27 protein-coding genes are annotated in these 24,749 nt (G+C 68.1%); 20 read left to right on the top strand and 7 right to left on the bottom strand.

Annotated features, from left to right (window positions below):
• Positions 1-10: 10 nt before the first annotated feature.
• The 3 genes from pncA to WS45_RS05055 all read left to right on the top strand — a co-directional run bounded on the left by pncA (position 11) and on the right by WS45_RS05055 (position 3,566).
• A complete protein-coding gene (pncA, locus tag WS45_RS05065; protein ID WP_059698553.1) occupies positions 11-643 on the top strand; it encodes a bifunctional nicotinamidase/pyrazinamidase in 633 nt (210 codons plus the stop codon).
• Positions 644-688: 45 nt separating this feature from the next.
• Positions 689-1,867 (top strand): acetyl-CoA C-acyltransferase, encoded by a 1,179-nt coding sequence (locus tag WS45_RS05060; protein ID WP_059698551.1) that lies wholly within the window; start codon positions 689-691, stop codon positions 1,865-1,867.
• A 298-nt stretch (positions 1,868-2,165) separates the two neighbouring features.
• A complete protein-coding gene (locus tag WS45_RS05055; protein WP_059698549.1) occupies positions 2,166-3,566 on the top strand; it encodes a sensor domain-containing diguanylate cyclase in 1,401 nt (466 codons plus the stop codon).
• Between the two features lie 145 nt (positions 3,567-3,711).
• Here WS45_RS05055 and WS45_RS05050 read toward each other — a convergent pair whose 3' ends face one another.
• Complete coding sequence (locus WS45_RS05050) at positions 3,712-5,853, bottom strand: hypothetical protein (RefSeq protein WP_059698630.1); 2,142 nt, start codon at positions 5,851-5,853, stop codon at positions 3,712-3,714.
• Between the two features lie 60 nt (positions 5,854-5,913).
• On the opposite strand from WS45_RS05050, the gene WS45_RS34730 reads away from it, so the two are divergent.
• The 7 genes from WS45_RS34730 (at position 5,914) to WS45_RS05025 (ending at position 10,123) form a co-directional block, all read left to right on the top strand.
• A complete protein-coding gene (locus WS45_RS34730; protein ID WP_156437033.1) occupies positions 5,914-6,183 on the top strand; it encodes a hypothetical protein in 270 nt (89 codons plus the stop codon).
• A 127-nt stretch (positions 6,184-6,310) separates the two neighbouring features.
• The gene (locus WS45_RS34725; RefSeq protein ID WP_156437031.1) at positions 6,311-6,733 is read left to right on the top strand and encodes a hypothetical protein; all 423 of its coding nucleotides are present in this window, start codon (positions 6,311-6,313) and stop codon (positions 6,731-6,733) included.
• On the top strand, positions 6,730-7,044 hold the full coding sequence (locus WS45_RS05045; protein WP_059529737.1) for a Dabb family protein: 315 nt from the start codon (positions 6,730-6,732) through the stop codon (positions 7,042-7,044). The genes WS45_RS34725 and WS45_RS05045 overlap by 4 nt, the downstream gene beginning before the upstream one ends.
• Positions 7,041-7,520, top strand: a complete 480-nt coding sequence (locus tag WS45_RS05040; protein ID WP_011885047.1) for a PaaI family thioesterase — start codon at positions 7,041-7,043, stop codon at positions 7,518-7,520. The genes WS45_RS05045 and WS45_RS05040 overlap by 4 nt, the downstream gene beginning before the upstream one ends.
• Before the next feature lie 108 nt (positions 7,521-7,628).
• Positions 7,629-8,627: an NADP-dependent oxidoreductase gene (locus tag WS45_RS05035; RefSeq protein WP_059698547.1), complete on the top strand. Its 999-nt coding sequence runs from the start codon at positions 7,629-7,631 to the stop codon at positions 8,625-8,627.
• Positions 8,628-8,688: 61 nt separating this feature from the next.
• Complete coding sequence (locus WS45_RS05030; RefSeq protein ID WP_059698545.1) at positions 8,689-9,648, top strand: alpha/beta hydrolase; 960 nt, start codon at positions 8,689-8,691, stop codon at positions 9,646-9,648.
• Positions 9,649-9,682: 34 nt separating this feature from the next.
• On the top strand, positions 9,683-10,123 hold the full coding sequence (locus WS45_RS05025; protein WP_059693316.1) for a GNAT family N-acetyltransferase: 441 nt from the start codon (positions 9,683-9,685) through the stop codon (positions 10,121-10,123).
• Positions 10,124-10,142: 19 nt separating this feature from the next.
• Here the strand turns inward: WS45_RS05025 and WS45_RS05020 are convergent, their stop codons facing one another.
• Complete coding sequence (locus tag WS45_RS05020) at positions 10,143-10,988, bottom strand: NRDE family protein (RefSeq protein WP_059529749.1); 846 nt, start codon at positions 10,986-10,988, stop codon at positions 10,143-10,145.
• A 76-nt stretch (positions 10,989-11,064) separates the two neighbouring features.
• Positions 11,065-12,099: a CAF17-like 4Fe-4S cluster assembly/insertion protein YgfZ gene (ygfZ, locus tag WS45_RS05015; protein WP_059698544.1), complete on the bottom strand. Its 1,035-nt coding sequence runs from the start codon at positions 12,097-12,099 to the stop codon at positions 11,065-11,067.
• Between the two features lie 77 nt (positions 12,100-12,176).
• On the opposite strand from ygfZ, the gene mltG reads away from it, so the two are divergent.
• From mltG to WS45_RS04970, 9 genes are all read left to right on the top strand, one after another.
• Positions 12,177-13,196, top strand: a complete 1,020-nt coding sequence (gene mltG / locus WS45_RS05010) for an endolytic transglycosylase MltG (RefSeq protein WP_059698542.1) — start codon at positions 12,177-12,179, stop codon at positions 13,194-13,196.
• The gene (gene tmk, locus WS45_RS05005; protein WP_059529758.1) at positions 13,196-13,816 is read left to right on the top strand and encodes a dTMP kinase; all 621 of its coding nucleotides are present in this window, start codon (positions 13,196-13,198) and stop codon (positions 13,814-13,816) included. The genes mltG and tmk overlap by 1 nt, the downstream gene beginning before the upstream one ends.
• Before the next feature lie 18 nt (positions 13,817-13,834).
• Complete coding sequence (locus WS45_RS05000) at positions 13,835-14,863, top strand: DNA polymerase III subunit delta' (RefSeq protein ID WP_059698540.1); 1,029 nt, start codon at positions 13,835-13,837, stop codon at positions 14,861-14,863.
• A 79-nt stretch (positions 14,864-14,942) separates the two neighbouring features.
• Positions 14,943-15,722: a TatD family hydrolase gene (locus WS45_RS04995; protein ID WP_059698538.1), complete on the top strand. Its 780-nt coding sequence runs from the start codon at positions 14,943-14,945 to the stop codon at positions 15,720-15,722.
• Between the two features lie 43 nt (positions 15,723-15,765).
• A complete protein-coding gene (locus WS45_RS04990) occupies positions 15,766-16,476 on the top strand; it encodes an ankyrin repeat domain-containing protein (protein WP_059529767.1) in 711 nt (236 codons plus the stop codon).
• Positions 16,477-16,596: 120 nt separating this feature from the next.
• Entirely contained in the window at positions 16,597-16,953 is a 357-nt protein-coding gene (locus tag WS45_RS04985) for a Rap1a/Tai family immunity protein (protein ID WP_006755340.1), read from the top strand.
• A gap of 96 nt (positions 16,954-17,049) precedes the next feature.
• The gene (locus WS45_RS04980; protein WP_059529770.1) at positions 17,050-18,222 is read left to right on the top strand and encodes a mechanosensitive ion channel family protein; all 1,173 of its coding nucleotides are present in this window, start codon (positions 17,050-17,052) and stop codon (positions 18,220-18,222) included.
• A 33-nt stretch (positions 18,223-18,255) separates the two neighbouring features.
• Positions 18,256-19,431: an AAA family ATPase gene (locus WS45_RS04975; protein WP_059698536.1), complete on the top strand. Its 1,176-nt coding sequence runs from the start codon at positions 18,256-18,258 to the stop codon at positions 19,429-19,431.
• Between the two features lie 285 nt (positions 19,432-19,716).
• Entirely contained in the window at positions 19,717-20,781 is a 1,065-nt protein-coding gene (locus WS45_RS04970) for a glycosyltransferase family 4 protein (RefSeq protein WP_059529776.1), read from the top strand.
• A 99-nt stretch (positions 20,782-20,880) separates the two neighbouring features.
• On the opposite strand, the gene WS45_RS04965 is transcribed toward WS45_RS04970, so the two are convergent.
• The 3 genes from WS45_RS04965 to WS45_RS04955 form a co-directional block, all read right to left on the bottom strand.
• The gene (locus WS45_RS04965; protein ID WP_059449922.1) at positions 20,881-21,468 is read right to left on the bottom strand and encodes a BPSL1445 family SYLF domain-containing lipoprotein; all 588 of its coding nucleotides are present in this window, start codon (positions 21,466-21,468) and stop codon (positions 20,881-20,883) included.
• Positions 21,469-21,691: 223 nt separating this feature from the next.
• Positions 21,692-22,153, bottom strand: a complete 462-nt coding sequence (locus tag WS45_RS04960) for a hypothetical protein (RefSeq protein WP_059464355.1) — start codon at positions 22,151-22,153, stop codon at positions 21,692-21,694.
• A gap of 313 nt (positions 22,154-22,466) precedes the next feature.
• Positions 22,467-22,757, bottom strand: coding sequence for a PsiF family protein (locus WS45_RS04955; RefSeq protein ID WP_044843641.1), 291 nt, complete (start codon positions 22,755-22,757; stop codon positions 22,467-22,469).
• Between the two features lie 271 nt (positions 22,758-23,028).
• On the opposite strand from WS45_RS04955, the gene WS45_RS04950 reads away from it, so the two are divergent.
• Positions 23,029-24,051 (top strand): asparaginase, encoded by a 1,023-nt coding sequence (locus tag WS45_RS04950; RefSeq protein WP_059698534.1) that lies wholly within the window; start codon positions 23,029-23,031, stop codon positions 24,049-24,051.
• A gap of 83 nt (positions 24,052-24,134) precedes the next feature.
• Here WS45_RS04950 and lysM read toward each other — a convergent pair whose 3' ends face one another.
• A complete protein-coding gene (lysM, locus tag WS45_RS04945) occupies positions 24,135-24,605 on the bottom strand; it encodes a peptidoglycan-binding protein LysM (RefSeq protein ID WP_021162125.1) in 471 nt (156 codons plus the stop codon).
• Between the last annotated feature and the right edge of the window lie 144 nt (positions 24,606-24,749).

Below are 24,749 nucleotides of genomic sequence, written 5' to 3'. Positions count from 1 at the left end.
GAGAAACGCAATGAAACGCACTGACGACGTGTTGCTCGTGATCGACGTGCAGTACGACTTCATGCCGGGCGGCGCACTCGCGGTGCCGGACGGCGACGCGGTCGTGCCGGTGATCAACGCGCTCGCGCGACGCTTCGACCAGGTCGTGCTGACGCAGGACTGGCACCCGCGCGACCACGTGTCGTTCGCGGCGAATCATCCGGGGCGCGAGCCGTTCTCGACGCTTGCGCTGCCGTACGGCGAGCAGGTGCTGTGGCCCGTGCATTGCGTGCAGGACACCGAAGGCGCGGCGCTGCATCGCGACCTCGACATCCCGCATGCGAGGCTCGTGATCCGCAAGGGCGGCGACGCGCAGGTCGACAGCTATTCCGCGTTCGTCGAAGCCGACCGCACGACGCGCACGGGGTTGGCCGGCTATCTGCGCGAGCTCGGCGCGAAACGCGTGTGGTGCTGCGGGCTCGCGACCGACTATTGCGTCGCGTGGTCCGCGCTCGATGCGCGCGCGGCTGGCTTCGAGGCCGCCGTGATCAACGATGCGTGCCGTGCGATCGACCTGAACGGGTCGCTCGCGCACGCATGGCAACAGATGCAGGCGGCGGGCGTCGCACACGTGACGTCCGCGGGCGCGCGCCCGACGGCGTAGCGCATTCCCATCCGATTCAGGACAGCAGGACCGAAGGAGACTCGCATGACCGAAGCCGTAATCGTATCGACCGCACGCACGCCGCTCGCGAAATCGTGGCGTGGCGCATTCAACATGACGCACGGCGCGACGCTCGGCGGCCACGTGGTCGCGGCCGCGCTCGAACGCGCGAGGCTGGACCCGGCGCGCATCGAGGACGTGATCATGGGCTGCGCGAACCCCGAAGGCGCGACCGGCGCGAACATCGCGCGGCAGATCGCGCTGCGCGCCGGGCTGCCGGTGAGCGTGCCGGGGATGACGGTGAACCGTTTCTGCTCGTCCGGGCTGCAGACCATCGCGCTCGCCGCGCAGCGGATCATCGCGGGCGAGGGCGACGTGTATGTCGCGGGCGGCGTCGAATCGATCTCGTGCGTGCAGAACGAGATGAACCGGCACATGATCCAGGAGGGCTGGCTCGTCGAGCACAAGCCCGAGATCTACTGGAACATGCTTCAGACGGCTGAGAACGTCGCGAAGCGCTACGGAATCTCGAAGGAGCGGCAGGACGAGTATGGCGTGCGGTCGCAACTGCGGGCCGCGGCCGCTCAGGAAGCCGGGCGCTTCAACGACGAGATCGTGCCGATCACGGTTCGCGCGGGCATCGCCGACAAGGCGACGGGCCGGCTGTTCACGCAGGACGTGACGGTGTCGGCCGACGAAGGCATCCGGCCGGACACGACGCTCGACGGCGTGTCGAAGATCCGTTCGGCCGTGCCGGGCGGCGTGATCACCGCGGGCAACGCGAGCCAGTTCTCGGACGGCGCGTCGGCGTGCGTGGTGATGAACGCGGATGTCGCGCAGCGCGAAGGGCTGCAGCCGCTCGGCGTGTTCCGCGGTTTCGCGGTCGCCGGTTGCGAGCCGGACGAAATGGGCATCGGCCCGGTGTTCGCGGTGCCCAAGCTGCTGAAGCAGGCGGGGCTGAAGGTCGACGACATCGGCCTGTGGGAACTGAACGAAGCGTTCGCGGTGCAGGTGCTGTACTGCCGCGATACGCTCGGGATTCCTGACGACCGCCTGAACGTCAACGGCGGCGCGATCGCGGTCGGCCATCCGTACGGCGTGTCGGGTGCGCGCCTGACGGGCCATGCGCTGATCGAAGGCAAGCGGCGCGGCGTGAAATACGTGGTCGTCACGATGTGCATCGGCGGCGGGCAGGGCGCCGCCGGCCTGTTCGAAATCGTCTGATTTTTTTGCATGCCGGCCGACGGCCGCCGCTTGCGTTGACGCCAGCCGCGGCCGTCGAATGCGATTCGAAAGGATCGGGAAGCAAACGGTGCCGGTTCGATGCTGCCGTTTCCCCTTACTTGTCAAACGAATTGCCGCACCTATACTTGCTCTGACATTTGCCTTTCGGCGGGATGGGGCAACGCGTGCATCGCACCGACGCACGCGATGCGTTTCCGGTAGCCGGCGCAGTCGATGCATCGCGCGTGTCCGGCACCGTGAACGTTCGAACCACGCAGCAGACCGAACGGGGACCGAATTGAGCACGACCTATGCAGCCGGGGAACCGCCGCGCGTCGTCAGCGCGGCCGCGAGGCTCTATGCGAAATGCCTGCTGGTCGGCTTCGCATTGCTGCCAGCCTATCTGATCGCCTATCTGTGGTTCTTCAGCGACCCGCACGTCGTGTTCGAGAGCCACGCCTTCCATGAAATTGCGATCGCCGCCGCGACCCTCGAGGGTGCGTTCGTCACCTACGTGACGTGGGTGTGCTACCGGTCGTCCGGCGAGCCGCTGCTGCGCTGGCTGACACTCGGCTTTCTGGGCTTCGCGATGATCTATGCGATGCACGGCGTGTTCACCGGGATGGCGCATCACAACATCTGGCTGTTCCTGCTGTACGGGCCCGCATCGCGCCTCGTGATGTCGATCCTGCTGCTGACGGGCCTGCTGTCGTATTCGCAGCCGCCCGATCGGTTCGAGAAGCGTACGCGCGCGCGAACGTGGCTGCCGTGGATCGTGTTGTTCCTGGTCGTCGACGTGGCGGTCGCATACATCGCGTATTCGCCGGTCGCGGGCGCGCTGGGCACGCGACTGTCGATGGAAGGCGGCGCGCTGGTGTTTTCGCTGCTCAACGTCGGCGTGCTGCTCGCGCGGCGCATCCGTTCGCCGCTGATGGTGATCTACGGGGTGTCGATCATGGCGTTCGCGCTGTCGTCGCTTGCGTTCATCCTCGGCAAGCCCTGGAACCACATGTGGTGGCTCGCGCATGCGATCTTCGCGGGCGGGTTCTTCCTGCTCAGCTACGGCGTCGTGCAGGCGCTGCAGACGACGCGCTCGTTCTCGGCGATCTACAGCCAGGAAGACCTGATGAGCCGGCTGTCGGAATCGATGGCGCGCACCGAGAGTGCGCTGCAGGAGTTGCGGCGCACGAACCAGAAGCTCGAATACATGGCCGCGACCGATCCGATGACGGGCGCGTCGAACCGCCGCCAGTTCATCGCGCAGGTCGAGCGCGAGATCGTGCGCGCGGAGCGCGACGGCACGCCGTTTTGCCTGCTCGCGCTCGATCTCGACAACTTCAAGAACATCAACGACGCATACGGGCACCAGATCGGCGACGAGGTGCTGCGCGGCGTCGTGCGCCAGTGTCTCGAGGCGATTCGTCCGGCCGGTGCGCTCGCGCGGGTCGGCGGCGAGGAATTCATGGCGCTGTTGCCCGAGATGCCGCTCGAAGGCGCGCGCATGACGGCCGAGCGCGTGCGTTCGTCGATCGCGAGTTCGCCGTTCGGGCTGGATTTCAAGCACGTGCAGGTGACGGTCAGCGTCGGCGTCGCGCAGTACGGTGTCGACGGGAGCACGGTCGATGCATTGCTGCGGGCGGTCGATGAACGGCTGTACCAGGCGAAGCGCGACGGGCGCAATCGCGTGGTCGCGCACTGACGAGCGGCCGTCGCGCATGCGACTACGTGGCGCGCGCGGCCGCAACATGATGGCGCGACGCGAGGCAGGTTCGTCTCGCACGCATTCGGAATGAAGCCCCGCACGAGCATGCGCGTGCGGGGCTTTCGTTTCACTGGCGCATCGGCTAACGCGACGCGATGGCCGCCGCACGCTCCGGCTGCGCGTCCTGCATCCGCTGCGACGCCTGCCACCAGTACTTGCCCGCGCGCAGTTGCGGATCGCGGATCGCGAGATACGTCGTGCTCCACAGCTGCGCCGCGTTGGCCTCGGTTGCATCCGCGCTGCGGGTGCCGAATGCATCGGTCTGGTACCGGCCGTTCACGTACGACCAGGTCCACATTTCCGACGTGCGCATGTCGCGTCCGTTCGAGATCACCTGCCAGATCGTCTGCCGGGCCTGCGTCAGCAGCGTGCGCGTCGTGTCCGACAGATCCTGGCGAGCGAGCTGGCGGTCGAGCCCGGCGACCCACATCGCCTGCTGCCACGACCAGATCACCGTGCCGTGATACGCGGAACTCGTGAATTTGGGCCACAGCGCCTGGTTCGCATACGCGGGGTTCGCGATCAGCATCCCGACGTCGGTGACGAGCCCGGTCGGGAACGGCCGCGTGACGTCGGCGACGATCCGCTGAAGCTGGTCGTCCGGCGGCGTGCCGAACAGCAGCGCGAAGCCGCCGTCGGAATTCATCACCGGGATCGGCGTGCCTTGCTGGTCGAGCGACAGCGCGTAGAACATCAGCGGCGCGCTCGGCGCGGCGCCGGCCGGTACACCGGCAGACGTCGCATAGGCCGATATGTCGGTCGTGGCCTGCGCGGCCGGCACGCTCACCTGGAACAGCGGCGGCCCCTGCTGCTCCCAGGTCGCCGCTTCGGTCGCCGTGTTCGCGAGCGTTGCACGTTGCCCGGCGTCCAGGTAAGGATCGAGCAGGCCGCGCGCGAGGAACGCATTCGCCGCGCGCAGCGCGGCCGGCACGAGCACCGCATTCACGTCGTACGGATAGACGCCGCCGCCGAGCCCGTCGGTGCTGTCACGCCAGTTGCCGACGATTTCGCCGGGCCGCAGGTGGATGAGGTTCGCGACCGACGGCTGCTGGGCGAACGGCAGCGCGGTCGCCGCGACGTGCAGCAGGTTGACGACGAGCCGGCTGCCGTTCGTCTGGCCGTCGCTGCCGCGTTGCGCGAGATAGGCGGCCGCGCGCGCCTGGCCGCGCGCGTCGTCGATCAGCCAGGCCGCCGCGATCGGCGCGAGCAGGTAGTCGCTGTCGATCATCTTGTAATCGTAGGTCGGCGTTGCATCGTTCGGCCGGCCGTGCTTCGCGTTGTCGACCAGCGCGAATTCGCCGATGCCTTCCTCGTGCGCGACCTTGCCGTCGTTCGACAGGCGACTCAGCACCGACGTCAGCCCGGCCTCGATCGCCGCGGGCTCGAGCACCGGCATCAGCATGCGCACCGAGATCAGCGTGTCGCGGCCGAAGTACGTGTCGTATTGCCACGAGCCGGCCAGCAGCTTGTCGTGGAAGCTCAGGAATTCGAGCACGTTCTGGCTGACCGGGTCGGGATTCACGGACGGCGCGAGCAGGTCAGCGCGCAGGATCGGCGACAGCGGCGTCTCGCCCGACAGCGCGTCGACGTGCAGTTTCAGCGTATGCGCGCCGGGCGCCGCGCGCAGCACGAGCGTGCCGCCCGCGGCCGTCGCGATGCTGCCGCCGTCGCGCAGCGTGATGCGCAGCATCTGGCCGGGCGCGCCGTCGATCCGGTCGCGCTGCCATTGCGCGGCGCTGCCCTGGACCGTCGGGGCGGTGACGATCTCCGGCGGAATCGTCGCGCCGCCGTTGAAGTCGCGCAGGAAGCGCACGTTGCCGAGCAGGCCCTGGCGGATCGTCAGCGTATCGGTGTCGACCGACACGTCGGCGCCGATGCCGTACAGCGCGCGACCGCGCGTGTCGGGCGCCGACAGCGCGGACGGTGGCGTGTCGAGACTCCAGTTCACCGGCTGAGCGACGTCGTCGAACCACACCCCGGTGCCGCTGTTGCCGGCCGGAAACACCACGAGCAGACGCGGTTTCGTCGACGAGCGCACCAGCAGGTGCGCGGCGACCTTGTCCTGCCGGTAGAACGCATTGATCTGCCCGCCGGCGTCCATGCGGAACGACAGTGCGGCGCTATTCGACGGCGTACCGCTCGACTGGACGTCGTCGTCGTTGCAGGCGGCGAGCAGGCCCGCGCAGACGAATCCGAGACACAGCGATTTCGTGAAGCGGTGCACGTTCATGACGACCCTCCTGATGCATGTGATTTTTATCGGAATGCTGAATGAGCGGACGGTTTGATCCGCTTTGTGCCGCGTCGCGGGCATTCTGAAAATGTCCGGATTAATCGTCGCGTGATGCTCGGGGGCGAATTGAACGGTATTAATCGAATGGACGATCAATGCCGAAAAGTGAAGGCAAAAGGACGCGCCGCCCGTTTTGATGCGGGTGTAGTCACCGGAGAAAGCCTTCGCGAAGGCGAAGGGCGATGTTCGTGCGGTTCCGAAAAAATCAGACGAAAGACGTTGTATGGGATTCTAAATTTCGATGAAAGTCAAAGTCAATGATGTTTTATGGATTTTTGAATATTTAATTGCCTGTTAAATCGCAATTATTACTCGTCTAGTCGGTAAAAACTGCGATTATGAAAATATGAATAACGAATCCGGATAACGATCAATCAAATGGTTGGCAATGGCGCTTCAATCCGGCGATCCGGCGATTGATGCCGGACCGGAGTCGAGCCAATCGCAACGTGAAGCCGGGCGATTCGGCCGAGCAATGCGCGTTCCCGCCATTCGGCCGCAGACGAACGCCATTGCCGCCGCACGCCAACCGATGCGGGCTGCCCGGTGCATGATCACCCCATCGCGGTCGTCAAGTTTGGTAGGCTTGGTGCCTGCCGCCGTTTCCCGGATCGCGTCGTCGAATATCGATGCGGTGAAAAATCGCGTATCGTCGTCGGAACGACCGGACGACGGTCGATATTCGATTCGTTTCGTCCCGCCCGCGCCCGCGGGCGAACGGCGCAGACCGACAACAGACGGGGTGCATCGCCCGCCGCCCCAGCGGCGCGCCGGCAGCACGCACGCCAACGAACAGGAGCAACGGAAGTGATCAGACATATCGTGATGTGGAAGCTGAAAGAATCGGCGGAAGGCGGCACGCGTGCGCAAAACGCGTTGAAGCTGAAGGAAAAGCTCGAAGGCTGCCGCGACCTCGTGCCGGGCATCCTGCAACTTGACGTCGGCATCGCGACGCCGGGCCTGGAAGCCACGTCGGACGTCGTGCTCGTGTCCGATTTCACGGACCAGGCCGCGCTCGATGCGTACCAGGTGCACCCGGTTCACCAGGAAGTGAAGAAATTCGTCGTTGCCGTGGCCGAATCGCGCCAGTGCGTCGACTACCTGTCCGACAGCGCACGATGAGCGACGCGGCATCCCCGACGGACGGCCCGTCGATCGAAAGCCCGTTCGTCGATCTGCTCGGCGTGCGGCTCGTGTCCGCGAAGGATGGCGCGAGCGAGATCGTGCTGCCGCTCGACGAGCGGCACATGAACACGTGGAGCATCGCGCACGGCGGCGTGACGATGACGCTGTCAGACATCGCGCTCGCGATGGCCGCCCGGAGCCTGACCGACGACGGCGTCGGCGTCGTCACGGTCGAGATGAAGGTGAATTTCATGCAGCCCGGGCGCGGCGAGTTGCGCGCATACGGACGCGTGATGCATCGTTCGACGACGATGGCGTACTGCGAAGGTGAGGTGCGCGACAGCGACGGCAACTTCGTCGCGAAGGCGCTCGGCACGTTCAAGTACATGCGGCGGCTCGCGGTCGGCCGCGACATCAAGCGGCAACGCACGCGCACGGCGCCGGATGCCCACCCCGGCCCGAGCGACGCGTAAGCGCCGGAACGCGCGGCCCTGCCTGGTTACGGGCAGGGCCGTTTTGTTTTGCGGCACGGATTCGCAGCGGGCCCGCGTCACGCTGCGAACGGAGCCAAGGAGCCAGCCATGAACACGATCAATCGCCAGATTCTGCTCGTGTCACGCCCGCAAGGCGCCGCGAGCGCCGACAACTTCCGGCTCGTCGAAACGCCGCTCGTGCCGCTCGCCGACGGCGAGCTGCGGGTCCGCAACCATTTCCTGTCGCTCGATCCGTACATGCGCGGACGCATGAACGACGCGAAGTCGTATGCGGTGCCGCAGCCGCTGAACGAGGTGATGATCGGCGGCACGGCGGGCGAGGTGATCGAATCGCGTCACCCGGATTTCGCTGTCGGCGAGCACGTGGTCGGCCAGTTCGGCTGGCAGGAATACGGCACGTCGAACGGCAACGGGCTGCGCAAGGTGGACACGTCGCGGGTGCCGCTGTCCGCCTGGCTTGGCGTGACCGGCATGCCGGGCGTGACGGCGTGGGTCGGGCTGAACCGGATCATCGCGCCGAAAGCGGGCGAAACGATCGTCGTCAGCGCGGCGAGCGGCGCGGTCGGCAGCGTCGTCGGCCAGCTCGCGAAGCGCGCCGGATGCCGTGCGGTCGGTATCGCGGGCGGCCCCGACAAGTGCCGCTACGTGGTCGACACGCTCGGCTTCGACGCGTGCGTCGACTATAAGGCCGGCCGGCTGGCCGACGATCTGGCCGCCGCGACGCCGGACGGCGTCGACGGCTGTTTCGAGAACGTCGGCGGCGCCGTGCTCGACACGACGATGACGCGGATGAACGCATTCGGCCGGATCGCCGTGTGCGGGATGATCGCCGGCTACGACGGCGTGCCCGTGCCGCTCGCGAATCCGGGCCTGATCCTGCGTTCGCGGCTGACGATGCAGGGCTTCATCGTGTTCGAATATCCCGACGCATGGCCGCCCGCGCTGGCCGAGCTCAGCGAGCTCGTCGCGACGAAGCGGCTGCATTACCGGGAGACGATCGCATACGGACTCGAGCGGGCGCCGGACGCGTTCCTCGGGCTCCTGAAAGGCCGCAATTTCGGCAAGCAGCTCGTGCAGCTCGTCTGATCCGCGCGTGGCATCATGTGACGCTTGTCCGTTCACGGCGCCGCACGCGCCGTCCTCACCGATGCCGCTGAATCCGAAGATCGCCCAGATACTCGACATGGTCGAGCGCGCGAAACGCCCGTCCTATCACCACCAGACGCCGCAGCAGGCGCGCGCCGCGTACGAGAAGAGCGCGCCGATCCTCGATGTCGCGCCCGCGCCGATGCATTCGGTCGAGGCCTGCGTCGTGCCGACGCGCGATGGCCGCACGATCGGCGCGCGGCTGTACCTGCCGGTCGAGCCGAGCCTCGCCGAACCGCTGCCGGCGTTCGTCTATTACCACGGCGGCGGTTTCACGGTCGGCAGCGTCGACACGCACGACGCGCTGTGCCGCATGTTCGCGCGCGACGCGCAGTGCGCGGTGCTGTCGGTCGACTACCGGCTCGCGCCCGAGCACCGGTTCCCGACCGCGGTGAACGACGCCGACGACGCATTGCGCTGGCTGCATCGCGAGGCCGCCGCGTTCGGCATCGATGCGGCGCGGCTCGCGGTCGGCGGCGACAGCGCGGGCGGCACGCTCGCGACCGTCTGCGCGGTGCTCGCGCGCGACGCGGGCATCGACCTTGCGCTGCAGCTGCTGATCTATCCGGGCGTGACGGGCTACCAGGACACCGAATCGCACGGACGGCTCGCGAACGGCTACCTGCTGACGCAGGACACGATCCAGTGGTTCTTCACGCAATACGTGCGGGATCGATCCGACCGCGACGACTGGCGCTTCGCGCCGCTCGACGGCCCGCGCGGCGCGCCGTCGTTCGCCGGTGTGGCCCCGGCCTGGATCGCGACGGCCGAATACGACCCGCTGAGCGACGAGGGCGCCGCGTACGCGGACAAGCTGCGCGCGGCCGGCAATGCGGTTACGCTGGTCTGCTATCCGGGGATGATCCACGAGTTCTTCAAGATGGGCGGCTACGTGCCGGAGGTGCGGGCCGCGCATGCCGACGCGGTGGCGGCGCTCAAGGCCGCATTCGACGACGTTTGACGGCGGCGGCGCCCGGCGCCGCGCGGAGGAAGCGATGACCGACGGCTGGGTGGAAACGGGTGACTGGGCCGTGCTGGGCGGCGATGCCGCACGTATTCGCGATGCGGTGTTCGTGCGCGAGCAACGGATTCCGCCGGAATGGGAGCTCGACGACGAGGATCCGCTGTCGCTGCACGCGGTGGCTTACCGTGTCGATGTGGCGACCGGCGCGCGCCGCGCGGTCGCGACGGGACGGCTGCTGCGCACCGGCACGATCGGCCGCGTCGCGGTGCTGGCCGACGCGCGCGGGCAGGGCGCGGGATCGGCCGTGCTGCATGCGCTGCTGGACGCGGCGCGGCATCGCGGCGAGCCGGTCGTGCGGCTCTACGCGCAGGATGCCGCGGTGGCGTTCTACGTGCGGCACGGCTTCGCGGCGATCGGCGAACCGTTCGTCGAAATCGGCGTGCCGCACGTCGAGATGGCGCGCGCGCCCTAGTGCCGCGCGGGCGGCAGGCTCAGCGCGGTTGCGTCGCGTCGATGTCGAACGTGAACGCGCGCTCGAAACTGCCCGGGCGAACGGTGCGGTGCGAGCCGTCGTCGTCGCAGCGTTCCTTGATGTCGACCGTCAGCCGCACGCCTTCCTTCATCGTCACGCGCAGCGCGGTCGTGCCGCGCGTGCCGTATTCGGGCGTCTCGATGAACGCGGCCGACAGCGCCCGCTCGCGCTCGACCGGAATGCCGGTATGCGGCAGCGCGTCGTCGTCCGCGACATGCGGATCGCGCATCAGATCGATCAGCTCGTCGAGCGACGGGGTCGGGTTGTCGGTCAGCAGCGTGCCGAGTTCGGCGCGCTTGCGCACGACTTTCGGCCAGGGTGTATCGAGCCGCGCGTTCGACAGCGCATGCACGCCGGCGCCGATCGAGACCGGCGCGGCGATCCCGGTTTCACCTTCGGCCGCGCGATTGCAGAGCCACGCGAGTTCGCGCCGCTTCCAGTCGCCGACCAGCAGGTTGAAGCCGTTGTAGACAGCCGCGTGCTCGGCCAGCTCGCCGAGGTAGTCGAGCGGCGCGACGGACGGGCCGCGGAGGAAATCGGACACGAGCTTGCCGCGGGTCGGCGCGCCCGCGCGAATGTCGAACGGCGCGCGGTAATTGGTCAGCGCCGCGAAGCGGCCGTCGCGAGACACGCCGAGCCACGTGCCGCCCGCTTCGAGATCGCGGCCGGCGAGCACGCCCGGCACATCCTCCCACCACGAAAGCGGCGCACTCGTGCGGCGAAAGAATTCGTCGCGGTTGGCGGTCAGGGTAAAGACGGGACCGGCGGCGGCATCAGGCTGCCAGTCGAAGGCAATCAGACACATCGGGCGAATCTCTCGCAGGAAACGTCGGGCGCCGGCCGCCATGTGCGCGCCGGCGTGCGAACGGGTTGTCAGTGCGTCACGCTTCCGTCGGCCATGCGTACGGCAGCGCGTCGAACGCGAGCGCCGGACCGTCGGCCGCACCGAGGTGCACCGTGCCGTTGTCGAGCGCGGCCAGCTTGATCTCGACGAGCGCGTCGACGCCGCCCGCGGGCGCGGCCGCCGCGTTGACGATCATCCCGCACGGCTGGCCCGGGTCGTCGCTGTGGAACAGCTCGACGCCGGCATGCACGGTGTCGGTCTCGCCGACGACGTGCGCGAGCGCGGTACGGCGCTTGATCGTGCCGCGGTACTGGCTGCGCGCGACGATTTCCTGGCCCGGGTAGCACCCCTTGCGGAAGTTAACGGCACCGATCACGTCGAAGTTGACCATCTGCGGCACGAACTGTTCGACGGCCGGCTGCGTGATGCGCGACTCGCCCGCGCGCACGTCGAGCCAGTCCCACACGGCCGGCGACACGACCGGCAGCTTGCCGGCGAGCGCGGCGAGACGCGCGTCGACTTCCGCGCGCGGCCCGATCCACAGGTAGCGCTTGCGGCCGGCCGCATCCGGCACGCGAATCAGCGCCCCGGCCGGGCCGTCGACCTTCACGTGCACGCCGTCCGGCAGCGCGTCGAAGATGCCCGACAGCGCGTCGCGCACGTCGCCCGCGAAGCCGACCACCGCGAGCGCGTCGCTCGCGTCCGTCAGTTTCGCTTTCGCACGCAGCACGAACATCGACAGCCGTTTCTGCACGGCGGCCTGGACGTCCTTCGAGACGAGCAGGCGCACGCCGTGACCGGCGCGCCACGCGAGGAACGACGCGAGCAGGCGGCCCTTCGGCGAGCAATAGCCGGACAGGCGCGCGCTCGCGGCATCGAGATGCTCGATGTCGTTGGTGAGCTGGCTGTGCAGGAACGTCGCGGCGTCGTCGCCGGCCACGTCGATCACGCCGAACTGCGCGAGCGGCATGCAGGCGCCCGGCGCGTCGAAATCGGCGGCGGACGGGCGGGGGAAAACGGGGAGCGAGACGGATGCGGGCTGGGCAGCCGGTGGAGCGAACGGTGTGCTCATGGAATGAGGGAACAGTCAACCCTGACTTTGACGAAGGCGAGCAAGTATTATATGGGTCTTACCTGAGTCACGTTTCCATGTCCCTACTGAAGAAATGCGCCGCGACTGTCGTGGCGCTGGCCGTCGTTGTGGCCGCCGCCGGCGCGGGCGGCGGGTATTACTGGGCGACCCGGCCGCTGCTGCTGGGTGCCGCGTCGCTCGACGTCACGATCAAGCCGCGCAGCAGCGTGAAGAGTGTCGCGCTGCAGCTCGAGCGCGGCGGCGTCCCGGTCGAGCCGCTCGGCTTCGTCGCGATGACGCGCCTGCTCGGGCTGTCGAGCCGGCTCAAGTCCGGCAACTACGAATTCAAGACCGGCATCACGCCGTACGACGTGCTGCAGAAGATCGCACGGGGCGACGTGAACGAATACGTCGCGACGGTGATCGAAGGCTGGACCTTCAAGCGGATGCGCGCGGAACTCGACGGCAATCCCGATCTCGCGCACGCGACGGCCGGCATGAGCGACGCCGAACTGTTGCGCGCGATCGGGGCGCCGGACAACGCGATCCAGCGCGGCAGCGGCGAGGGGCTGTTCTTCCCCGACACCTACCTGTTCGACAAGGGCACGAGCGATCTGAACATTTACCGGCGTGCGTACCACCTGATGCAGACGCGTCTCGACGAAGCGTGGGCCGCGCGCGTGCCCGGACTGCCGTACAAGACGCCTTACGAAGCGCTGACGATCGCGTCGATCGTCGAAAAGGAAACGGGCCACGCGGCCGACCGCGCGTTCGTCGCGGCGGTGTTCGCGAACCGGCTGCGCATCGGGATGCCGCTGCAGACCGATCCGTCGGTGATCTATGGCCTGGGGGATGCGTACGACGGCCGCCTGCGCAAGCGCGACCTGCAGGCCGACACTCCCTACAATACCTACACGCGCCGCGGGCTGCCCCCGACGCCGATCGCCCTGCCGGGCGTCGCCGCGCTGCAGGCGGCGATCAATCCGGCCCAGACGAGCGCGCTCTATTTCGTCGCGAAGGGCGACGGCACGAGCGTGTTCTCGGACACGCTCGGCGACCACAACAAGGCTGTGGACAAGTACATACGAGGTCAATAATGGCGAGCGGTAAATTCATCACGTTCGAAGGCATCGACGGGGCGGGGAAGACCACCCACCTGCAATGGTTCTGCGAACGCCTCCAGGCCAGGCTGGCCGCGAGCGGCCGGCAGGTCGTCGTGACCCGCGAGCCGGGCGGCACGCAACTGGGCGAGAAGCTGCGCGAAATCCTGCTGAACCAGCCGATGGATCTCGAGACCGAAGCGCTGCTGATGTTCGCTGCGCGCCGCGAGCACCTCGCGCTCGTGATCGAGCCCGCGCTCGCGCGCGGCGATTGGGTCGTGTCCGATCGCTTCACCGACGCCACGTTCGCGTATCAGGGCGGCGGCCGCGGGCTGCCGCGCGACAAGCTCGAGACGCTCGAGCGCTGGGTGCAGGGCGGTTTCCAGCCCGACCTGACGGTGCTGTTCGACGTCGCGCCGCAAGTGGCGAGCGAGCGCCGCGGCGCCGCGCGCATGCCCGACAAGTTCGAAAGTGAGTCGGACGCATTCTTCGCGCGCACCCGCGGCGAATACCTGCGGCGCGCGGAAGAAGCGCCGCATCGCTTCGCGATCGTCGACGCGACGCAGACGATTCCCGAAATCCGCCAGCAGCTCGAACGCGTGCTCGCCGCGCTGTAACACGAAGGAACGCACCACATGATCTATCCGTGGCAGACCGACGACTGGAACCGCCTGCAGCAACTGCGTGCGCAGTGGCCGCATGCGCTGCTGCTGCACGGCCAGGCCGGGATCGGCAAGCTGCAGTTCGCGCAGCATCTCGCGCAGGGCTTCCTGTGCGAGGCGCCGCAGCCGAACGGCGGGCCGTGCGGCACCTGCGCGGCCTGCACGTGGTTCGCGCAGGGCAACCATCCGGACTACCGGATCGTGCTGCCCGAGGCGCTCGCGGGCGAGGCGCCGGGCGCCACCGACGACGCGAAGCCGGCCGACGCGGACGAAGGCGCCAAGAAGACGCGCACGCCGAGCAAGGAAATCAAGATCGAGCAGGTGCGTGCGTTGCTCGACTTCTGCGGGGTCGGTTCGCACCGCGGCGGCGCGCGCGTCGTCGTGCTGTATCCGGCCGAGGCGCTGAACGTCGCCGCGTCGAACGCGCTGCTGAAGACGCTGGAGGAGCCGCCGTCCGGCGTCGTGTTCCTGCTGGTGTCGGCGCGCATCGACCGGCTGCTGCCGACCATCATCAGCCGCTGCCGGCAGTGGCCGATGACCGTGCCGGCGCCCGACGCGGCCGCGGCGTGGCTCGCGGCGCAGGGCATCGACGATGCGCGCGCGCTGCTCGCCGAGGCCGGCGGCGCGCCGCTCGCCGCGCTGGCGCTCGCGAGCGACGAGAACCGCCCGCTGCGCGATTTCACGCTCGGCCAGCTCGCGGCCGGCGCCGCGTGCGATCCGTTCGCGTGCGGCGAGACGCTGCAGAAGCTGCCGGTGCCGCTGGTGCTCGGCTGGCTGCAGCGCTGGCTGTACGATCTGCTCGCGCAGCGGATGGCGGGCGCGCCGCGCTACTTCCCGATGCAGGCGGCCGCGCTCGCGCGGTGCGCGGAAGGCGTCGACGCGAATGCGTTCGCGCGCTTCATGAAGGCCGTGACGCGCCAGCGGACGGTCGAGAACCATCCGCTCAATGCCCGGCTCGTATTCGAGGAACTGTTTCTCGGTTATCGGGAAATGTTCGCGTGAGCGCGTATTGTTTCCTTCGCGTGAGGAAACGATTGCCGGCGAGCGCATGAGCGCCCGCCAACCGTATTCAGGAACCACGATGTTCGTCGACTCTCACTGCCACATCAATTTCAAGGGTCTCGCCGATCGCCTGCCTGCCGTGCTGGAGAACATGCGTGAGCACGACGTCACGCACGCGCTGTGCGTGTCGGTCGACTTCGAGACGCTGCCCGAGGTGCTCGCCATCGCGCAGGCGCACGACAACGTGTACGCTTCGGTCGGCGTGCACCCGGACCACGAGGACGCGCGGGAGCCGACGCTCGCGGAACTGATCGAGCTGGCCGCGCACCCGAAGGTCGTCGCGATCGGCGAGACGGGCCTCGACTACTATCGCCTCGAGGGCCGCTCGATCGCCGACATGGAGTGGCAGCGCGAACGCTTTCGCACGCACATCCGCGCGGCGACCGCGACGATGAAGCCGCTGATCGTCCATACGCGCTCGTCGTCGGAAGACACGCTGCGGATCATGGCCGAGGAGCGCGCGGACGTGCCCGGCGGCGTGATGCACTGCTTCACCGAGCCGTGGCCCGTTGCCGAGCAGGCGCTTGCGCAGAACTTCCATATCTCGCTGTCGGGGATCGTCACGTTCAAGAATGCGACCGACGTGCAGGACGTCGCGCGGCGCGTGCCGCTCGACCGGCTGCTGATCGAAACCGACTCGCCGTACCTCGCGCCGGTGCCGTATCGCGGCAAGCCGAATGAACCTGCGTACGTCAGCCATGTCGGACGCTTTATCGCATCCGAGCGCGGGATTGCCGTCGAGGCGCTCGCCGATGCGACGACACAGAACTTTTTCCGGCTGTTCAAGATCGCCCGCTAACGACGCGCGGCCAGCCGATAACCCAGGGAAGGAGCCCACAACAATGACGAAGCCGACCACATATCTGCCCAAGCGCGCACTCGTCGCCGCCGCGCTCGTCGCGAGCGGCCTCTTCGCCGCCGCCGGCGCGCATGCCGAGTCGCTCGACGCGATCGTCAAGGCGGTCAAGTTCGACGACATCGCCGACATCGGCAAGCAGCTCAAGAGCGGCAAGCTCGATCCGAACACGCTCGCGCCGAACGGCGACCCGATCCTCGTGATCGCCGCGCGCGAGAAGTCCGACAAGGTTGCCGCCGCGATCGCCACGACGCCGAACGTCGACCTGGAGAAGGAAGACAAGGCCGGCGAGAACGCGCTGATGCTCGCGTCGCTGAACGGCGACGTCGGGCTCGTCAAGCTGCTGATCGACAAGGGCGCGGAAGTCAGCAAGAAGGGCTGGGCACCGCTGCACTACGCGGCGACCAACGGCCAGGACGAGGTCGTCAAGATCCTGCTCGACCACGACGCATATATCGATACCGCATCGCCGAACGGCACGACGCCGCTGATGATGGCCGCGCGCGGGAACCACGCGACGACGGTCAACCTGCTGCTCGACCAGGGTGCCGATCCGCAGGTGAAGAACCAGCTCGGCATCACCGCGCTCGAGTTCGCGAAGCACTACAAGGCGCCGGACGCGATCGACATCCTGAGCAAGCGGACGGTGCGCATCGGTGCGTCGGCGCCGGCAGATGCCCAAAAGAGTGCAAAATGACGGTTTCGGCGCGGTGGCGCAGCGCCCGGACGGCCGGAATCCGGCCGTCCGCGGGCGTGCGGCCGCCGCGCCGGTCAGCGCAGCAAGCGGCCCCCGGGCCGCATTGACATAAGGAACACCATGTTGCGGGCTATGTTTTGTGCCGCGGCGTTCGCCGTGCCGTTGTCGGCGGCGGCTTTCACGGGCGCGGATCTCGACCGGCTGTGCGCGAAGACGGACGTCAAGTCGCGGGCGTCGTGCGCGGCCTACATCGAAGGCGCCGCCGATGGCGTCTACAACACGATCGACGCGATCGGCGGCACCACGGGGCCGCGCGTCGGACAGTATTTCTGCCTTCCGCCCGACATCCGGGCGCAGCAGATGACCGACGCGGTGCGCAAGTACATCGCGGAGAACCCGAAGCTGGCCGACTACAACGCGAGCACCGCGGTGTCGCTCGGTCTCGGCAAGGCGTTCCCGTGCAGGGGCGGCAGCTGATCTGACGCCGCGGCCGGGCGCGCGCGTTGCCCGGACGTCGCCGACGCATCCAGGACGAGGCCGCCGCGCCTCATAACCGAAGCATCCCGGGCGCCGATGATTTCAATCGAGGAATTGCAGCGCATCGCCGATGCGCCATTGCATGCGTGGCTCGGCACGCTGGGCGTGTCGGTCATCGTCGTGCTTGTCGTCGTGATCGTGCACCGTGTCGGCGCACGCATCGTCAAGCGCATCGCGCAACCGTATCCGTTGATGAGCGTGATCCTGCGCTACATCGACAAACCGTCGCTCGTCACGCTCGCGCTGCTCGCGCTCGAGTTCCTGTGGATCCAGGCGGACGAAGGCATGTCGTTCGTGGGCGGGATGCGCACCGCGGCCGCGGTCGGCTCCATCGTGTCGCTGACCTGGCTGCTGGTGCGGCTCGCGGCCGGCGTCGGCGACGCGATCATCCAGGCCCATCCGATGGACGCGGCCGACAATCTCCACGCACGACGCGTCCACACGCAGGCCAAGGTGCTCGTGCGGACCGTCATGGTGCTGATCGTGATCATCGGCACCGGCGCCGCGCTGATGACGTTCCCGAACGTGCGCCAAGTCGGCGCGAGCCTGCTGGCGTCGGCCGGCGTCGCGGGGCTGGTTGCCGGCATCGCCGCGCGGCCGGTGCTCGGCAACCTGATCGCCGGGCTGCAGATCGCGCTCACGCAGCCGATCCGGCTCGACGATGTCGTCGTGATCCAGGGCGAGTGGGGCCGCATCGAGGAAATCACGGGCTCGTTCGTGTCGGTGCGGCTGTGGGACCAGCGCCGGCTCGTCGTTCCGCTGCAGTGGATCATCGAAAACCCGTTCACGAACTGGACGCGCAGCAGCTCGGAGATCATCGGCACGGTGTACCTGTCGGTCGACTACCGCACGCCGCTCGCGCCGCTGCGCGAGGAGCTCGCGCGGCTCGTCCATGCGGCGCCCGAGTGGGACGGTCGCGTGCAGGTGCTGCAGGTGACCGACGCGACCGAGCGCACGATGCAGTTGCGCGCGCTCGTCAGCGCGGCCGACTCGTCGGCGTGCTGGGATCTGCGCTGTCGCGTGCGCGAGGGCTTGATCGCCTACCTGCAGGCGCGTTTTCCGCAATGCCTGCCGCGCAGCCGGATGGAGCTGTATCCGCACGATGCGGCACTGGACGAGCCGAACCCCGAACGGCCGCATGCGCGCCCGCCCGCCGCCAGCACGGCGGCCAACACCGCGGCCGATCCGAAGGCCACCGAAGGCCGCTGAACGCGTGCCGACACCCGCCGCCATTTCCTTTCCATGACCGCGCTGAACACGCTCGCCATCGCCAACTACCGCTCGCTGCGCGAGCTGATCGTGCCGCTCGCGGCGCTCACCGTCGTCACGGGGCCGAACGGCAGCGGCAAGTCGAGCGTGTACCGCGCGCTGCGGCTGCTCGCCGATACGGCGCAGGGGCGCGTGATTCCGTCGCTCGCGCGCGAAGGCGGGCTGCCGTCGACGCTGTGGGCCGGCCCCGAGCGCTTTTCGCGCGCCATGCTGAGCGGCGAAATGCCGGTGACCGGTACGGTGCGCAACGGGCCCGTGAGCCTCAAGCTCGGTTTCGCGGGCGACGATTTCGGTTATGCGATCGATCTTGGCCTGCCGGTCCCGAGCCATTCGCAGTTCTCGCTCGATCCCGTCGTGAAGCGCGAATGCATCTGGGGCGGCGCGCTGCTGCGCCCGTCGACGCTGCTGGTCGACCGGCAGGGCGCGCAGATTCGCGCGCGCACCGCGGCGGGCGACTGGCGCACGGTGCCGCAACCGGTCGCGAGCTTCGACAGCATGATGACCGAGTTCGCCGATCCGGTCGGCGCGCCGGAGATGATCGCGGTGCGCGAGCGGATCCGGTCGTGGCGCTTCTACGACCATTTCCGCACCGATGCGCAGGCGCCGGCCCGGCAGTCGCACATCGGCACCCACACGCCGGTGCTCGCGGACGATGGCGCCGACCTGGCCGCGGCGCTGCAGACGATTCGCGAAATCGGGGATGCCGCCGCGCTCGATGCGGCGATCGACGATGCGTTTCCCGGCGCCTCGATCGACATCGACAATCCGGGCGGCCGCGGCCGCTTCGACGTGCTGATGCGCCAGCCGGGGCTGCTTCGGCCATTGTCGGCCGCCGAGCTGTCGGACGGCACGCTGCGCTATCTGCTGCTCGCGGCCGCGCTGCTGACGCCGCGGCCGCCCGCGCTGATGGTGCTGAACGAACCGGAGACGAGCCTGCACCCCGATCTGCTGCCGGCGCTCGGCCGCCTGATCGCGCAGGCCGCGCAACGTTCGCAGGTGCTGGTCGTGTCGCACGCGGCGCGGCTCATCGCGACGCTCGAACGCGAGGCCGGCTGCGAGTCGCTGGTGCTCGACAAGCAGCTCGGCGCGACCGTGCTCGTCGACGCGGATACGCGCGACCTGCCGCCGTGGAAGTGGCCGTCGCGCTGACGGGCGGGGCAGTGTGCGCGGCCCGCCGGCGACAGGCCGTCGGACGGTCGCCGCCGGATGCCCGCCGCGCCGGCCCGGCCGCCCCGAAGCGGTATGGGCGGCCTGCGGGCGAATGTATCCTGTCTGTAACAACGCCCATAAAATGAAAGCCCGATGCTTCCGGGCATCGGGATCGCGAATAATAATGAGATATTCGGCCGGCGCGATGCCGGCCGCATGCCGCACGCAGCGCGGCGTGCATCTGCCCCCCGTGCCGGCCGACCGAGGACACAGGAGACGTGGACCATGAGAATTGCCCAGATCGCCCCGCTGACCGAATCCGTGCCGCCGAAGCTGTACGGCGGCACGGAACGCGTCGTGTCCTACATCACCGAGGCGCTCGTCGACCTCGGCCATGACGTGACGCTGTTCGCCAGCGGCGATTCGACGACCCGGGCCAGGCTCGAACCGGTGTGGCCGCGCGCGTTGCGGCTCGACTCGTCGATCCGCGATCGCGTCGCCCCGCACATGCTGCTGATGGAGACGGTCGCGCGCCGCGCGAAGGATTTCGACGTGCTCCATTTCCACATGGACTACTACTCGTTTTCGGTTTTCAACCGGCAGGACACGCCGTACGTGACGACGCTGCACGGCCGGCTCGACCTGCCGGAGCAGCAACCGGTGTTCGACACGTTCAACACCGCGCCGGTGATCTCGATCTCGAATTCGCAGCGCCAGCCGCTGCCGCAGGCGAAATGGCTGACGACCGTGTACCACGGGCTGCCCGACGCACTGTACCTGCCGCAGCCCGTCGAGCCGCGCTATCTCGCGTTCCTCGGCCGCATCTCGCCGGAGAAGCGGGTCGACACGGCGATCCGCATCGCACGCCAGTGCGGGCTGCCGATCCGGATCGCAGCGAAGATCGACGCGGCGGACCAGGAATACTTCGAACGCGAGATCAAGCCGCTGTTCGCCCTCCCGCACGTCGAATACATCGGCGAGATCGCCGACCACCAGAAGGCCGAATTCCTGTCGGGCGCGCATGCGCTGCTGTTTCCGATCGACTGGCCGGAGCCGTTCGGTCTGGTGATGATCGAGGCGATGTCGTGTGGCACGCCGGTGATCGCGTTCAATCGCGGCGCGGTGCCGGAAGTGCTGGACGAAGGCGTGTCGGGCTTCATCGTCGAAGACGAAATCAGCGCGGTGGCCGCCGTGAACCGGCTGCACCTGCTGCCGCGCGCACGCGTGCGGCAGCGCTTCGAGGAGCGCTTCACGTCGCGGCGGATGGCGCAGCAGTATGTCGACGTGTACCAGTCGCTGATTCGCGCGCAGAAGCGCTCGCGCTTCAAGGTGATCGATTCGACGACCTGACGCGTCACGCGCGCGGATAAAAAAACGGCGATGCCCGCAAGGACATCGCCGTTTGTACATCGTCCGCGCGCGGTGCGCACGGGCGAGGACGCCTCGGCGTCAGATCTTCAGCTTCGTGACCTTCGTGCCGTTGATCGACACGTCGCCCATCAGGCCGGCATTGGTCAGCACGATGACCTGGACCGGCGCGGTGGCCGTGGTCGTGTCGACCGCGCCGTTCGCGCCCATCTTCACGAGCGCGACCGATGCACCGGCGCCGGCTGCCCAGCCGTCCGAGCCGCGGAACTCGTCGAGCGCTTCCTGCGTCATGAACAGGAACACGATCGCCTTCGACTGCGCGCCGGCCTGCAGGCCGACCGACAGCGACGACGTGTTGTAGTAGCCGACCGTGCTGCCGCCGACGCGCAGCGCGCCGTTGCCCGTCTGGCCGCCGACGATGAAGCCTGCCTGGATCACGTCCGGGAACACGAGCACGCCGCGCGACTTCGCGACGAGTTCGCGCGAACCCTTGACCGTGGAATACATGCGCGACAGCGTTGCATCGACGCTCGAGTCGATCGCCTGACGCTTCGACGCGTTGGTCGCGGCATTGTCGGGCTTGTCGGGGGTGGTGGTGCAACCGGTGAGCGCAAGGCTGCCGACGATGAGCGCAGCGGCGGCTTTCAGCACAAGGTTCCGTTTTTGCATCGTTCTTCTCCATCGGGTGATGTTCGGAGTGAGTCTCGCTCAAGGAGCGGATCACGTCGGCAGTTATATCACAGTGGATTACAACCGCTTTTCATTCGCGCATGAAAAGGCGTCAAATCGTTTTGGGGTGTCGCGGCGCGCCAACGGACGGACCGGCGCGCGTACGGCACGTCGCGCGGCCGGCCGGGGACGGCAGGAAAAGGGAAGGGGGCGTTGCTGCGCGTCAGTGCGGCGTGACGGGCGGTGCCGGCGGGGCGGGCGGCTTGATCGGCGGGCGCCGCAGCGCGCGGCGGATCAGCGCGATCACGACCCCGCACGCGAACAGGAACGCGGCCGGCACGACCCAGTAGCCGACGAATGCGTGCCACAGATAACCGGCGAGCGTATTGCGGCGCACCACGTATTCGTCCCGGGCCGCTTGCTGACGTGCCGCGTTGGCGGCCAGCACGTCGGCCGGGCAACCGGCGGCGCGCGCCGCGTCAGGATCGCCGTGGCACTTCGCGGCGGCGCCTGCCGCCTGCTGTGCATCGGTGAGCTGCCAGGTGGTCAGCGCGAGCTGAAGGTCGGCCTTGTTGTACGCCATTTCCTCGCGGATCTCGCGCACGGCGACGATCGCGACGGGCACGGCCCAGAACACGATCACGATCAGCCAGCGGCGGAACCAGCGGTGTTGTCTCCATGCCATCCATGCCTCCGTTTGACGCGGCGTGCGCGTCCGTCTCGAGGGCGGCCCGATGGCGCTTCTTGTACTTGGGTGGGCCGCGTTGCAGCCATCATAGAAGAAATCGCGGCGAATTGCCGCACCATTTGGCGGCATCCGTACGGCGCGCGGGGGAGTGCGGCGGAAGGGCGGTGGAGCATATGGCGACGGCGGCGATGCCGTCGGCCGGCACGGCGACGCATCCGGCGTCATCGCGCGCGTCGATGCGCGTGCAACGAAAAGAAAAATGCCGCGCCCGCCGAAGCGGTGCGCGGCATTCGCGCGGGAGCGCCGGAACTCAGGCGGCCGGCTGGCTGCTCAGGCAACTCTTCATGAACGCCTTGCGGTCGTCGCCCTTCTTGTCGGCGGCCTGGGTGTTGCAGGCCTTCATCTTTTCCTGCTGCGACATTTTCTTCGCGGGCTTGGCCGACAGGCAGTCCTTCATGAACGCCTTGCGTTCGTCGCCCGTCTTGCCGGCGGCCTGGGTGTTACAGGCCTTCATCTTGTCCTGCTGGCTGTTCGCCGCGAAAGCGGGGGAAGCCAGCATGCCGCCGAGAAGCACTGCGGCTACGAGCGATTGGATTTTCATTTCGACACTCCCATGGGGTGAATTGCGTTTTATATCGACGCCGTCACGAAGCCCGGCGCAACGGAACAGGGTCACATCGCGCCGCGCGCTCCGATTATGGCAAATCAATGTGAAAACACCAAAACGGCATTCCTATAACGCGGCGGACGGCGTGGCCGTTGACGGCGCGCGCGCGCCGGCCATCGGGACAAACCATGACGCGACGCGTTCGGCTCCGGTCGCGCGCACGTGACCTACCGAATGCCCGCCGCGAGCCATTACAATCGCGGCCATGAATACTCCGAACTCCGCAACTTCTTCGTCCGCGCCGGCGCTGCCGCGCATCGCCGTACTCGCCACCGGCGGCACGATCGCCGGCGCCGCGCCGGACGCCGCCAGCACGGCCGGCTATCAGGCCGGCGCGCTCGGCGTCAATTTCCTGCTCGACGCGGTGCCGGCGCTCGCGTCGGTCGCGCGCATCGATGCCGAGCAGGTCGCCAGCATCGACAGCAAGGATCTCGCGCTGCCGCTGTGGAATACGCTCGCCGCGCGCATCGACGCGCTGATGGCCGATCCGGCGATCGACGGCATCGTGATCACCCACGGTACCGACACGCTCGAGGAAACCGCGTACGCGCTGCATCTGGTCGTGACCGGCGACAAGCCGGTCGTGCTGACGGCCGCGATGCGGCCGGCCACCGCGCTGTCGTCCGACGGGCCGCTGAACCTGCTGAACGCGGTGACGGTCGCCGCTCACCCGGCCGCGCGCGGGCAGGGCGTGCTCGTCGCGTTCAACAACCGGATCCACGGCGCGCGCGACGTCGTGAAGACGAGCACTTACGCGGTCGACGCATTCCAGTCGCCGGAACTGGGCGCGCTCGGCTGGGTGCAGGACGGCCGCGTCGAATTCGCGCGCCGCGTGACGCGTTCGCGCGATGCGCATCTGGCGATCGCGGCCACGTGGCCGCCGGTCGAAGTCGTCGCGAGCTATGCGGGCGTGACGCGTACGGCCGTCGACGCGCTCGTTGCGGCCGGCGTGCGCGGCCTCGTCGTCGCGGGCACCGGCAACGGGTCGATCCACGCGACGCTGCAGGCGGCGCTCGCCGATGCGGCGAAAGCGAGTGTCGCCGTGGTGCGTGCGTCGCGCGTCGGCTCGGGGCACGTGATGCGCAACGGCGCCGCGAACGACGACGCGCTCGGTTTCGTGAGCGCCGGGTCGCTGAGCCCGTTCAAGGCACGCGTGCTGCTGATGCTCGCGCTCGCGAACGGCATGCACGGACGCGACGCGCTGCAACGCGCATTCGACACGCTGTGACCGCTGGCCGCCGATCGGGCGGCGCGCATGAAAAAAAGGCAGGCCATCGGCCTGCCTTTTTTGCGTCAGTGCTGCGCGAATGCTCAGGACTGCGGCGGAATCACGAGCTTCTGGCCCGGATAGATCCGGTCCGGGCTCGACAGCATCGGCTTGTTCGCCTCGAAGATCGCCGGGTACTTGTTCGCGTCGCCGTACACTTCCTTGGCGATCGCCGACAGCGTGTCGCCCGGCTTCACGTCGTGGTACTGAACTTCCGGATCGTCCGGCTGCAGATCGTCGTCGTTGACACCCGCGACGCCTTGCACGTTGCCGGCCGCGACCTTGACCTTCGCCTTCGTGTCGAGGTCGGCGACGCTGCCCGACAGCGTGACGGTGCGCGATGCGCCGTCGAACGCGACGGTCAGGTTCGACGTGTCGAGACCTTGCGTGTTGATGTAGTTCTTGATCGCATCGGCCGCGGTCTGGTTCGCGGCATTCGGATCTTCCGCTGCTTGCGCATCGGCGTGACCCAGCAGTTTTTCACCCGCCTCTTTGATAAACGAAAGAAGACCCATCGCTGCACTCCCTAGGTGGTTGAAAAGAAAACGCGCCGTGAAGTGGCGAAAAAAACACCGCGCTGGGTGCGATCACCGGAGTGAGCGCAGGCGCGGCGGATTTCTCGAAAGGCGTGGCGAAAGTGTAGGCGTTCATCGCGACGA

Origin of the sequence: Burkholderia sp. RF2-non_BP3 (genome assembly GCF_001522185.1) — a bacterium.
Lineage (GTDB): Bacteria > Pseudomonadota > Gammaproteobacteria > Burkholderiales > Burkholderiaceae > Burkholderia > Burkholderia diffusa.
The sequence above is the reverse complement of the archived record's forward strand: the minus strand, read 5'-3'. Positions and strand labels throughout refer to the sequence as shown.